Origin of the sequence: Micromonospora sp. NPDC047548 (genome assembly GCF_040642975.1) — a bacterium.
In the GTDB taxonomy this organism is placed as follows: Bacteria; Actinomycetota; Actinomycetes; order Mycobacteriales; family Micromonosporaceae; genus Micromonospora.
Map to the genome: position 1 here is coordinate 201,569 of NZ_JBEYTI010000005.1, position 12,014 is coordinate 213,582.

The window sequence follows — 12,014 nt, forward strand, 5'->3', positions numbered from 1 at the left end:
TAATACCTGTCCGGAAGCGGGGCCAGCGAGCATGACCCACTACAAGAGCAATCTTCGGGACCTCGAGTTCAACCTGTTCGAGGTCTTCGGGGCGGACCGGACGTTCGGCCAGGAGCCGTACACGGACCTGGACGTCGACACCGCCCGCAGCTTCCTCTCCGAGGTCGACCGCCTGGCCCGCGAGGACCTCGCGGCCAGCTACACGGACAGCGACCGCAACCCGCCGGTCTTCGACCCGGCCACGCACACCGCGCCGCTGCCGGAGTCGTTCAAGAAGTCCTACCAGGCGTTCATGGACTCCGAGTTCTGGCGGCTGGACCTCCCCGAGGCCCTGGGCGGCACCAACGCCCCGCGCGCCCTCTGGTGGTCGCTCGCCGAGATGGTGCTCGGCGCCAACGCCCCGATCTGGATGTACTCCTCCGGCCCGTCGTTCGCCCACGTGCTGCACGTCGAGGGCACCGAGCAGCAGAAGAAGTGGGCGCGCATCTTCATCGACAGGCAGTGGGGCTCCACCATGGTGCTCACCGAGCCGGACGCCGGCTCGGACGTGGGCGCCGGTCGGGCCCGCGCGATCCCGCAGCCGGACGGCTCCTGGCACATCGAGGGCGTCAAGCGCTTCATCACCTCCGGTGAGCACGACCTGAGCGACAACATCGTCCACTACGTGCTGGCCCGTCCGGTCGGCGTCGAGGGCGTCGGCGGCCCGGGCACCAAGGGCCTGTCGCTCTTCGTGGTGCCGAAGTACCACTTCGACGAGAACACCGGCGAGCTGGGCGAGCGCAACGGCGCCTTCGCCACCAACGTCGAGCACAAGATGGGCCTGAAGGTCTCCAACACCTGCGAGGTGACCTTTGGCGAGCACGGCGTGCCGGCCAAGGGCTGGCTGCTGGGCGACAAGCACGACGGCATCCGGCAGATGTTCATGATCATCGAGTACGCCCGGATGATGGTCGGCACCAAGGCGATCGCCACCCTCTCCACCGGCTACCTGAACGCCCTGGAGTACGCCAAGAACCGGGTGCAGGGCGCCGACCTCATCCAGCAGGCCGACAAGACCGCTCCGCGGGTGACCATCACCCACCACCCGGACGTGCGTCGCTCGCTGCTGCTGCAGAAGTCGTACGCCGAGGGCCTGCGCGCGCTGGTCTGCTACACCGCCAGCTGGCAGGACAAGGTCGCCATCGCCGAGGCGGCCGGTGACGAGAAGGCCACCAAGCTGGCCAAGCGGGTCAACGACCTGCTCCTCCCGCTGGTCAAGGGCGTCGGCTCGGAACGGGCGTACGAGCTGCTGGGCCACGAGGCGCTGCAGACCTTCGGCGGCTCCGGCTTCCTCCAGGACTACCCCCTGGAGCAGTACGTCCGGGACGCCAAGATCGACACCCTGTACGAGGGCACCACCGCGATCCAGAGCCTCGACCTGATCTTCCGGAAGATCGTCCGGGACAACGGCAAGGCTCTGCTGGCGGTCGCCGGCGAGATCCAGGAGTTCATCACCTCCGAGGCCGGCAACGGCCAGCTCAAGGAGGAGCGGCAGGCGCTGGGCAAGGCGCTCGCCGAGATCCAGAGCATCCTCGGCGTGATGACCGGCTGGCTCGGCGAGGCGCAGGGCGGCGACGCCCGGAGCCTGTACAAGGTCGGCCTGAGCAGCCGTCGCTTCCTGCTGGCCATCGGCGACCTGGTCGTCGGCTGGCTGCTCCAGAAGCAGGCGGATGTGGCCCTGCGCGCCCTGGCCGGCGAGGTCTCCGCCGCTGACCGGGCGTTCTACACCGGCAAGGTGGCCGCCGCCCGGTTCTTCGCCCGCGAGGTGCTGCCTCGTATCGGCGCCGACCGGCGGATCATCGAGGGCGCCGACCTGGAGATCATGGACCTCCCGGAGGAGGCGTTCTGATCCCCTCCGGGGTGATCAGCCCGGTTCGACCCTGACGGCGGCCGGCGAGTACATGCTCGCCGGCCGCCGCCGTCCTCCCCCGATCCGCTTGCCCAACCCGGCTCGCGGCGTGTCGCGGTCTCCGCGGTCCTTGCCGTGCGCGGTTTGCGGCGTGTCGCGGTGTCCGCCCAGCTTGCCGTGCACGGTTTGCGGCATGTCGCGGTGTCCGCGGCGCCGGATACCGCGACCCGCCGCAACCGGGGGCGGGGGGCAGCAACGGGTCGGGCCGGGGCGGGATTCGCGGGGCACGGATCGGTAGGGGGCCCGGTTGACGGGTAACCGTCGCGGACCACGTCAGGGCACGCCCAGAGGCCACCGCACGGGGGAGTGCAGCGCACATGGGCATTGGTAGTGGAATCTTTCTCATCGCGCTGGGCGCGATCATGACCTTCGCCATCCGGGCCAACGTCTGGTGGATCGACCTGCGCGCGGTCGGCTGGGTGTTCATCCTGGCCGGACTGGCCGTCCTGCTCACCACGCTCTGGTTCTGGCAGGACCGGCGCAAGCGGGCTCGCACGCTGATCGTGGAGGAGAACCGGCTGTCCCATCCGACCGCGATGATGCCGCCGCCGCCCGACCCGCCGCCGCCCACCGCACCGCCGTCCTGATCCGTCCCTCCCGCGCCAGGAAGCCGCCGCGCGGCCCGGGGCGCGGGGGAGCACGGGGCGGCAGGCCCGGCTCATCGCCCAGGGGTGGGGTCAGCCCCGGGCGGTGTGCCGGTCCACGATCCCCGCGCCGCCCGGTGCCAGCTCCGCCCAGGGCGTCGCGGTCCGGTGCACCACCGCCTCGGTGGTGCGCAGCCCCTCGGGATCAGCCCGTTCCGGGTCGAGCAGCGCCGCCAGCAGCGAGATGCCGGGATTGTGGGCGATCAGCAGCACCGTACGGGCCGCCGGCTCGGCCGCCCGGACCAGGGCGAGCAGTTCCTGCGGGTGTGCCTCGTACGCGGTCGCCTCGTAGCGCACCACGGGTGACGACCCCGTCGGCCCTCCTTCCGGCGGGGAGCCCGTCATGCCCATCGCCACGTCGTGCCAGGTCTGGCGGGTACGCCGGGACGCCGAGCAGAGCACCACCTCGGGCAGCAGGCCGTGCCGGGCCAGCCAGGCTCCGGCGGCGGCCGCGTCGGCGTGCCCGCGCGCGGTCAACCGGCGTTCGACGTCCGGGGCGTCCCCGGCGGGTTGTTCGGCCTTGGCGTGCCGGAGCAGCACCAGTGTCCGTTCCTCGGCTCTGCCGTCGGTCATGCGCACAGCTTGCCTGATTGACGATCGGAGCGCCTGGGTAAGTCGCCGGCCTCGCCGGGCTGCTCACCACCCTCTACTTCTGGAACAGCCGCCGCCGTACGGTGGTGGCCACGCCGGTACGCGAGGACCGGGTGGTGGCCGACCGGGTCGTGCCGGTGCAGGACGACCGGGTGGTGCGGGAGGAGTACCGCGAGGTGCGCCGCCCCGGTTACCCGGCCTGATCAGTATGCGCGGACGTCGGGGCCCCGCAACGGCGCGGGGCCCCGCATCATGTCCGGCCGGGGCAGACGGGGAACCGGACCGGCGGGCTCACCGGGCTCAGGCGAAGAGCGCGAAGTAGATGGCGATGTGGTGGCAGATCGCCGCGAGCAGGGTGCAGGCGTGGAAGAACTCGTGGTGGCCGAAGACGGTGGGCCACGGGTTCGGCCGGCGCAGCGCGTAGAAGACCGCTCCGACGCTGTAGATCGCGCCGCCGACCGCGAGCAGGACCAGCGCGGTCAACCCGCCCTCGTGCAGGATCTGCGGCAGCATCACCACCGAGACCCAGCCGAGCGCCAGGTAGAGCGGCGCGGAGACCCAGCGGGGCGCGTGCGGCCAGACCAGCTTCAGTGCCACGCCGGCCAGCGCCCCGCCCCACACCAGGCTGAGCATGATGGTGGCCATCCGTTGGTCGAGCAGCAGCGCGCAGAGCGGCGTGTAGGTGCCGGCGATGAACACGAAGATCATCGAATGGTCCAGCCGGCGCATGACCTGGTAGCCCCGCTCCGACCACACCCGACGGTGGTAGAGGGCGCTGGTGCCGAAGAGCCCGCAGACGGTCAGGCTGTAGATCAGGCAGCTCACCAGGGGCGCCCAGCCCGGGCGGGTGGCCGCGACGGCGCAGAGGACGATGCCGCAGACGAGCGCGACGAAGAACGCGTAGGTGTGCAGCCAGCCGCGCATCCGGGGCTTCCCGATGTCGACCGGCTTGAGCCGGAGCGGTGCGGAGGTGGTCACGGCATACAGGTTACGGCACCGTAGGTTACTTGCAGGTAGTGCCGCCGGTCACTGTCTTGTCAGTCCCACCGGCCCTGGCCTACGGATCGATCGGGGAGTATGGCGGGATGCGGATCCGACCCGTCGGCCGGCACGCCCTCCTGCTGGACTGTGACGACCCCGGCCAGGTGGAGGCGTGGCGGGCCGAGCTGTGGCGCCGCCGCGACACCGGCGAGCTGAGCGCCGTCGAGATCGTCCCGGCCGCGGCGACAGTCCTGCTCGACGGCGTACCGGACGCGGCGGCCGCCGCGGCCCGGATCGCCGGTTGGACGCCCCGAGCGGCCGCTCCGACGGCCGCCGCCGCCCAGGTCGAGGTCCCCACCGTGTACGACGGGAAGGACCTGCCCGTCGTCGCCCGCCACTGGGGCGTGGGCGTGCCCGAGGTGGTGCGGCGGCTGCGGAACACCGGGTTCCGGGTCGCGTTCTGCGGGTTCGCGCCCGGGTTCGCGTACCTGGCCGGGCTGCCGCCGGAGTGGGCCGTGCCCCGGCTGCCCAGCCCGCGTACCCGGGTGCCGGCCGGGTCGGTGGCGCTCGCCGGGCCGTACGCGGGGATCTACCCGACCGCCTCGCCGGGCGGGTGGCTGCTGGTCGGGCGCACCGACCTGACCCTGTTCGACGTGCACGCCGACCCACCGGCCCGGCTCACCCCGGGCACCCGGGTCCGGCTGGTGGCGGCATGATCGAGGTACGCCGCGCCGGCCCCCTCACCACCGTCCAGGACCTCGGCCGACCCGGGTACGCGCATCTCGGCGTACCCCGGTCGGGGGCGCTCGACCCGGCGGCGCTGGCCCTGGCCAACCGCCTGGTGGGCAACCCGCCCTCCGCCGCCGGCCTGGAGATCACCCTGACCGGCTGCGAGCTGCGGCTGACCACGGCAGTCACGGTCGCTGTCACCGGGGCCGACGCGGACGTCCGGGTCGGCCCGCGCCCCGGCGACGTGGGCCGGCCGCTCTCGGTACCGGCCGGCGCGGTGCTGCGGATCGGATCGCCCCGGGACGGGTTGCGCAACTGGCTCGCGGTCAGCGGCGGGATCGCGGTCGAGCCGGTGCTCGGCAGCCGCGCCACCGACACCCTCTCCGGCCTCGGCCCACCCCCGGTACGCGGCGGCGACCGGCTCCCGCTCGGCCCGTGGCCCGGACCGCCGGCGCCGGTGGACGTCACCGTGGGCCGGCCGCCGGCCGGCGAGCTGCGGCTGACGCTGCGGCCCGGGCCGCGCGCCGACTGGTTCACCCCGGCCGCGCTCGACCGGCTTCTCAACTCCCCCTACACGATCAGTCCGGTGGGCGACCGGGTCGGCGCGCGACTGGCCGGCGCGCCGCTGCCCCGTGCGGTGGCCGGGGAACTGCCCAGCGAGGGCGTCGTGCTCGGCGCGGTGCAGGTGCCGGCGGGCGGCCAGCCGTTGGTCTTCCTGGCCGACCACCCCACCACCGGCGGGTACCCCGTCATCGGGGTGGTGGACGACGTGACCGCGCTCGCGCAAGCCCGGCCAGGGACTACGGTGAGGTTCCATGGACCTCAACGCTGACCTCGGCGAGGGATTCGGCATCTGGCGGCTCGGCGACGACGACGCGCTGCTGGACCTGATCACCTCGGCCAACGTCGCCTGCGGCTTCCACGGCGGTGACCCGTCGACCATGCGGCGGGTCTGCGGCGCGGCGGCCGAGCGCGGCGTGGCCGTCGGCGCCCAGGTCGGCTATCGCGACCTCGCCGGCTTCGGCCGCCGGCGCATCGAATACTCCTTCACGGAGCTGCGCGACGAGGTCACCTACCAGCTCGGCGCCCTGGACGCGTTCTGCCAGCTGTTCCGCACCCAGGTCCGCTACCTCAAGCCGCACGGCGCGCTCTACCACGCGGCGGCCGTCGAGGAGTCGCAGGCCGCCGCCCTGGTCTCCGCCGTCAGCGGGTACGACGACCAGCTGCCGGTCCTCTGCGCGCCCGGTTCGAAGCTCGCCCAGCTCGCGGTCGGCGCCGGCCTGCGGGTGGTCGCCGAGGGCTTCGCCGATCGGGGTTACCTGCCCAACGGCTCCCTGGTGCCGCGCACCGCACTCGGCGCGCTGGTCACCGACCCGGAGGAGGTGGCCGCCCGGGCGGTGCGGATGGCCACCGAGCAGACGGTCGTCGCGATCGACGGCAGCGTCATCCCGTGCCCGGTCGGCTCGATCTGCCTGCACGGCGACACCCCGGGCGCGGTCGCGTCGGCGGCGCTGGTGCGGGCCGCGCTGCTTGACGCGGGCGTCACCCCGAAACCCTTCGTCTGACATCGCGTCCCGGGTACGAAACACCCCGGTCGGGTCCGGCACGCTCCGATGAGCGCCGGAGCGGGCCGCCGGGCCGCCCCGCCCGGTCAGGCGTCCAGGCCGCGTAACACCAGCGGCAGCCGCGCCGCGCCGCCGTCGACCACCCGCACCGGTACGCCCCAGTCCTGCCGGGTCAGGTGGCAGGCGGCGTGCTCGGCGTCCGCGTCGCAGGTCGCGGCCTGGGCCGTCACCTGGAGCACACCCTGGCCCACCGCACCGTCCACCACCAGCCGGCGGGACAGCTCGGTGGTGGTGCCGGCCCCCTCCCTCAGCAGCTCCGGCGGCGACGCCGAGACCACCAGGCGGGTCGACGGGCCGTACGTCTCGTCCAGCTTCTGGCCCGGCGCCGGTGTGAAGATCACGTCCAGGGTCACCTCGCCGGCCGCGAGGTCCGTCGGCTTCCGCTCGGTGCGGTGCCGGGGCCCGTCCACCGTGCTCGCGCCGGCGGCGGAGAGCGCGCCCGGCGCCAGCCGGGTCAGCCGATGCGCCGCGGACTCGACCACCAGCACGTCGCCCTCGGCGGTGAGCGCCAGGTCGCTCGGCTCGGCGAGGCCGTCGGCCACCGTGGAGACCCGGTCGGTCTCCGGGTCGAAGCGACGGACCGCGCCGTTGTAGGTGTCGGCGATCAGCACCGAGCCGTCCGGCAGCGCGCACACCCCGAGCGGATGCTGGAGCAGCGCCCGGTCGGCCGGGCCGTCCACGTGGCCGAAGTCGAAGAGCCCCTGCCCGACGGCCGTGCCCATGACGCCGTTCTCGACGTACCGGATCGCGCTGGTCTCACTGTCGGCGACCCAGAGCCGGCTGCCGTCAGTCGAGACGGAGAGCCCCGAGGGCTGCGCCATCCACGCCTCGGCCAGCGGGCCGTCGCGCAGCGCCTCCACCGTGGTGCCGGCGTACATGCCGGTGGTCCGCTTGACCGGGTCGAACCACCAGAGCTGGTGGATGCCGGCCATCGCGATGACGACCCGGTCGTCGTACCAGGCCAGGTCCCAGGGGGAGGAGAGGTCGACCGAGCGCGCGTCGTGTGCGTGGTCGTCGACCGAGGAACGCCACTGCCGGCCCGTGCCGGCGACCGTCACCACGTCGCCGGTCGCCAGCCGTACGCCGCGCAGCAGGTGGTTGACGGTGTCCGCGACGACCAGGTCGTAGCCGGCCACCTCGGCGGCGTGCGCGGGGAGCAGGCACAGCCCCTGCGGCTCGGCGAAGCTGGCCGTGCCCGCCGGCCCGTCGGCCCGGCCCCGCTCGCCGGAGCCGATCCGGCGGACCAGCTTCTCGCCGTCGGGGGCCAGTTCCGCCAGGGAGTGCCGCGCCGAGTCGGAGACCAGCAGGTTGCCACCGTCGAGCACCACCGCCTTGCCGGGGAAGCGCAACGTGGTCTCCGGCTCCGCCGGCGGGACGTACGGGCCGTCGCCCCGGTGCAGGGTGCCCTTCGCCGTGTGCGTGGCGACCAGGTCGTCGACGAGTCGGGCCAGCCCCTCGGCGTGGCCCTCGCCGGCCATGGTGGCCACCACGTACCCCTCCGGGTCGACCACGGCCAGGGTCGGCCAGGCCTTCGCCGCGTACTGCCCCCACATGTCCAGCTCGGGGTCGTCCAGCACCGGGTGGTGCACCCCGTACCGCTCGACGGCGGCGGCCAGCGCGTCCGGGTCCTTCTCGTGCTCGAACTTGGGCGAGTGCACGCCGATCACGACGAGCACGTCGGCGTACTTCTCCTCCAACGGGCGCAACTCGTCGAGCACGTGCAGGCAGTTGATGCAGCAGAAGGTCCAGAAATCCAACACGGTGATGCGGCCTCGGAGGTCGGCGAGCTTCAGCTCCCGCCCACCGGTGTTCAGCCAGCCCCGACCGCGCAGCTCAGGGGCCCGTACGCGTGCGCTCATCACCCCAGTCTGCCGGACGCCGGGCCGCCGGCCGGCCGTGCCCCCGAGCGCGGTCGATCACACCGGGCGGGTACGACGGCGGGGCCACGGATCACCGTGGCCCCGCCGTCGGAAGGTGCTACTTGGCGGCCCGCTTGAGGCAGAGCACCCGGTCGGCGCCGCTGCCCGGCAGCACGACGTGCGGCTGGGTCGGGTCGGTGCACTTGTCCTTCGCGTCGACCTTGGCGACCACCGTGAACGCGCCCTGCTCGCCGCAGTCCGCCGCGCTCGCGCCGTTGCCCGACTGCTTGACGCAGGAGCCGACGGCCGGGTTGAACGGGGCCGGCTCGTCGTCGGCGCCGACCTTGCCGAGCAGGCTGAGCAGGCCGAGCGGAATGGCGAGGATCAGCACCGCCGCGATCAGCACCATGGCCAGCACCCGGCCGTTGCGGATCTTCGGCACCGGCTGCTCGGCCTTCGGCTCCGCGTCCGGCTTGTACGCGTCGAAGCGTCCCTGCTCCTGCTCCGGCTCCTGGTGCCAGGCTCCCGGGTCAGGCTGCCCGGCTGGCGGGAACGGCTGCCCCGCGGGTGGGAACGGCTGCCCGGCTGGCGGGAACGGCTGCCCCGCGGGTGGGAATGGCTGCCCGGCTGGCGGGAATGGCTGCCCGGCCGGCGGGAACGGCGACGGGGTGCCGCCGTGGGCCGGATCGTGGGCCGGGTGGCCGTACCCGGGGACCGCCCCGGCGGGCGGACCGCCGGCGGCCGGCCCGCCGAACGGCTCCGCCGGGCGGTCGGCCGGGCCGTGCGGGCGGGTCCCGTTCATCGGCCGGTTGTTGCTGGCCGGCTCGGCGAAGGCCGGGATGGCGCCCGGGAACGCCGGCGGCTCGGCGGGCGAGGTGGGCGGGGCGGACGGGGGGGCCTCGGCACCGAAGCCGGACGGCCGGTCCGGCTCGTCGAAGCGCCGCCGGTCCTGGTCGTCGAAGCGCTGCTGGTCGTCAAAGCGCTGCTGGTCGTCGAAGCGCGGCGGCGAGTCGTGCTCGGCCTGCTGGCCGTCGTACTCCTCGACCGGCTCGTCCACCTGCTCCGGGCGGGCCGGCCGGCCGTACACCCGGGGCTGCGATGCACCCGTGCCTCCCGGCGGCACAGCCTGGTCGGTCGGGGGCATCACCCGGCTGGCCAGCGGCACCGACGCGCTCGCCGACGCCCGACCGGCGGCACCGGCCTCCGCGCCGCCGGCCACCGGCACGGCGGCGCGCCCAGCCCCGTCGGCCTCCGGCGAGGTACGCGGCCCGGGCACCACCGGTCCGGCCGGAGACTGCGACTCCTCGGCCGGACCCCAGCCCGACCGTTCCGGCTCGTACGCCCGCGGCCCGCCCTCCCGGCCGGCTGGCTCGAAGGCCGACTGGTCGGCGGCCCCGCCGAACTGGGCCGGCGGGATGTAGTCGGCCGGCGGCGTGGCGGCCAGGCTGGCGCCCGGCACCCGCTGCTCCTGCGGCGGCAGGGGCACCGCGTTGGCCGGCGAGATGCCGGGGGCCGGCCCCGGCTGGTAGATCGGGGTTTCGTCGGCGCGCTTCGGCTCCCAGGCGTCCCCGGTCGACCGCTGCGCGGGCTCGGCCTCAGCACGGCCCCAGGCCTCCTCGGCCGCCCACGGCTCGGCGTCCGGCACGGCCGGACGGTCGGCGCCGGCCCACTGCGGGGGGTTCTCGGCGTTTGCTCCCCAGGCCGGCGGGCCGTCCGGGACCGCGACCGATGCGGTCGCCCGGGCCGGCTGCTCGGGCGGCGTCCAGCCGCCCACCTCGGGCCGGTCGTCCTGCCCGGGCACGGCGGCCCCGCCCCAGGAGCCGGTACGCGCCGGCTCCTCGGCGGCGGGCCAGTCCCGGCCCGACCGCTGGTCGTCCCGGGCCGGGGCGGCCCCGCCCCAGCCGTCGCCGGACTGCTGCTCCTCGCGGGCGTCCCAGCGGGCCGGCGTCTGCGCGGCGGCGGCGTCCCAGGGCTGCGGCGACCGGTCGTCCTCCTGCGGCGCGGTGCGCCACCCGCCGGAGCGGGCGGGGTCGTCCTGGGCCGGCTGGGCGTTCCAGCCGCCGGAGCGCGCGGCGTCGTCCTCAGTGGACCACGCGTCGGGCGCTGGAGTGCCGGCCTGCGGCACCCGGACGGCAGCGCGCGCACCGTTCTCGGGCTGGCCCCAGGCGGGCGCGGCCGGTTCCGGCTGCTGCGGAACGGGCACGGAGGCGCGTCCGGCGGAGCGGGGGGCGTCGTCCTGGTGGGACGCCGCGGTCCAGCCGCCGGAGCGGGCGGGATCGTCCTGTTGCGACGCCGCCTCGGCACCCCAGCCGTTGGCCTGCTCCTGCTGCCCGCCGGCGTTCCACCCGCCCGACTGGGCCGGGTCGTCCTGGGCGGCGGTGGTCCACCCGCCGGAGTGGGCGGGCTCGTCGTGCTGCGGCGCGGCGGCCCAGCCGTTGGCGGCCTGGTCCTGCTGCCCGGCGCCGGCGTTCCACCCACCCGAGCTGGCCGGGTCGGCCGGGGTGGACCAGGCATCCTGCGGCTGCCCGGCCGGCTGCGGCACCCAGGCGGTGCCGCGGGCTCCGGACTCGGGCGGCGACCACGCCGGGGCGGCCTGCTCGGGCTGCGCCCAGGCGGGCTGCGCCGGCTCGCCCGGCCCGGCGGGCTGGCCGGGAACGGCGGCGGCGGCCCAGGCGGCGGGCTGCTCGGACTGGGCGGCCCAGGCGGGCTGCGGCGGGGTGGCCGGCGGGGCCCACTGGCCGGTCTGCGCCGGCTCGCCCTGCTGCGGCAGTTGCGCGGCGCCCCACGCCGGGGGCTGGTCCTGCGGCGCGGCCCAGGCCGGGGCGGACTGGTCCGGTCGGCCGGCGGGTGGTGGTGGCGCCCAGCCCAGGTCCGGGGCGGCGGGCTCGCCGTACCCGGCGTCCTGCTGCATCTGTCGGTCGCCGTACGGCGCCGGTCCACCGGCGCCCGGCGGCACCTGGTCCGGCTCCTGGCCGGGGCGGTGCTGGCCCTCGGACGTCATTGGCTGCGCCTCCTCCATCACATGTCGGCCGCCGATGCCGTCCGGGTCCGGGCGGCGGGCTTCGCCGGTGTCGCCGGCGGATCGGCCGTGCGGGCTCCCCCGCACCGTATCCGGTGACCGCGCGGGGCATCCGGGGAGCACCGGCCGTCACTCCGCGTCGCCGGACGGTGGCGATCGGCTTTCATTTCGCTCGATCTCGTCCCGGGTCGGCGCGTGGCGACCGTGCCCCACCGTACCGGGCGTCCGGTCGAGGTGGAATCCCGGTCTCAGCGGCCCGGTAACGCCGATGACCCGCCCGGGTGCCCGGGCGGGTCATCGATCTGGAGGAGGTGAGGAAAGTCTGTGCCGCGTCAGCTGATGTGACGCTGGGCGATCGCGAGGATCTCCTCGCGCACCGCGGGCGAGTTGGCGGAACGAAGCGCGTGCTCGATCGCGCGGGCGCGGCGGTTGGCGTCGCGGCGGGTGCGGATGCGCTCGATCATGCTCATGGTGTCTCTCCTCCGGCTATTCGGTTGTCAGCCCCTGGTGTCTCTATTTAAGCGCACGACGCCGCCAACTTCCATCGATTATTAGGTGAGCTGAGACACCCGCCTAAGATTCGTAGGTCAACCACGGCTGGAACTGAGTTTTTATTCG

Annotated in this window: 10 protein-coding genes; 5 read left to right on the top strand and 5 right to left on the bottom strand. The window is 74.8% G+C overall.

Annotation, left to right across the window (positions count from 1 at the left end; all coding sequences use genetic code 11):
• Positions 1 to 31 precede the first annotated feature (31 nt).
• Together ABZ807_RS07765 and ABZ807_RS07770 are read left to right on the top strand one after the other, a co-directional pair.
• The gene (locus tag ABZ807_RS07765) at positions 32 to 1,888 is read left to right on the top strand and encodes an acyl-CoA dehydrogenase (RefSeq protein WP_357154052.1); all 1,857 of its coding nucleotides are present in this window, start codon (positions 32 to 34) and stop codon (positions 1,886 to 1,888) included.
• Between the two features lie 377 nt (positions 1,889 to 2,265).
• Complete coding sequence (locus ABZ807_RS07770) at positions 2,266 to 2,535, top strand: DUF6458 family protein (protein WP_067300694.1); 270 nt, start codon at positions 2,266 to 2,268, stop codon at positions 2,533 to 2,535.
• A gap of 90 nt (positions 2,536 to 2,625) precedes the next feature.
• Here ABZ807_RS07770 and ABZ807_RS07775 read toward each other — a convergent pair whose 3' ends face one another.
• Both ABZ807_RS07775 and ABZ807_RS07780 read right to left on the bottom strand, forming a co-directional pair.
• On the bottom strand, positions 2,626 to 3,165 hold the full coding sequence (locus ABZ807_RS07775; RefSeq protein ID WP_357154054.1) for a histidine phosphatase family protein: 540 nt from the start codon (positions 3,163 to 3,165) through the stop codon (positions 2,626 to 2,628).
• Positions 3,166 to 3,483: 318 nt separating this feature from the next.
• Positions 3,484 to 4,161 (bottom strand): hemolysin III family protein, encoded by a 678-nt coding sequence (locus tag ABZ807_RS07780; protein WP_357154056.1) that lies wholly within the window; start codon positions 4,159 to 4,161, stop codon positions 3,484 to 3,486.
• A 107-nt stretch (positions 4,162 to 4,268) separates the two neighbouring features.
• Between ABZ807_RS07780 and ABZ807_RS07785 the strand changes: the two genes are divergently transcribed.
• Genes ABZ807_RS07785 through ABZ807_RS07795 form a run of 3 tightly spaced genes read left to right on the top strand, consistent with a single transcriptional unit; the run spans position 4,269 to position 6,458 of the window.
• A complete protein-coding gene (locus tag ABZ807_RS07785; RefSeq protein ID WP_357154058.1) occupies positions 4,269 to 4,880 on the top strand; it encodes an allophanate hydrolase subunit 1 in 612 nt (203 codons plus the stop codon).
• Entirely contained in the window at positions 4,877 to 5,725 is an 849-nt protein-coding gene (locus tag ABZ807_RS07790) for a biotin-dependent carboxyltransferase family protein (protein WP_357154060.1), read from the top strand. Before ABZ807_RS07785 ends, ABZ807_RS07790 begins: the two co-directional genes overlap by 4 nt.
• Positions 5,709 to 6,458, top strand: a complete 750-nt coding sequence (locus tag ABZ807_RS07795) for a 5-oxoprolinase subunit PxpA (protein ID WP_357154062.1) — start codon at positions 5,709 to 5,711, stop codon at positions 6,456 to 6,458. Before ABZ807_RS07790 ends, ABZ807_RS07795 begins: the two co-directional genes overlap by 17 nt.
• A gap of 86 nt (positions 6,459 to 6,544) precedes the next feature.
• Here ABZ807_RS07795 and ABZ807_RS07800 read toward each other — a convergent pair whose 3' ends face one another.
• The 3 genes from ABZ807_RS07800 to ABZ807_RS07810 all read right to left on the bottom strand — a co-directional run bounded on the left by ABZ807_RS07800 (position 6,545) and on the right by ABZ807_RS07810 (position 11,866).
• Positions 6,545 to 8,377, bottom strand: a complete 1,833-nt coding sequence (locus ABZ807_RS07800) for an NHL domain-containing thioredoxin family protein (protein WP_357154064.1) — start codon at positions 8,375 to 8,377, stop codon at positions 6,545 to 6,547.
• 118 nt (positions 8,378 to 8,495) lie between these two features.
• Positions 8,496 to 11,378, bottom strand: coding sequence for a hypothetical protein (locus ABZ807_RS07805; RefSeq protein ID WP_357154066.1), 2,883 nt, complete (start codon positions 11,376 to 11,378; stop codon positions 8,496 to 8,498).
• A 350-nt stretch (positions 11,379 to 11,728) separates the two neighbouring features.
• Entirely contained in the window at positions 11,729 to 11,866 is a 138-nt protein-coding gene (locus ABZ807_RS07810) for a hypothetical protein (protein ID WP_357154068.1), read from the bottom strand.
• Between the last annotated feature and the right edge of the window lie 148 nt (positions 11,867 to 12,014).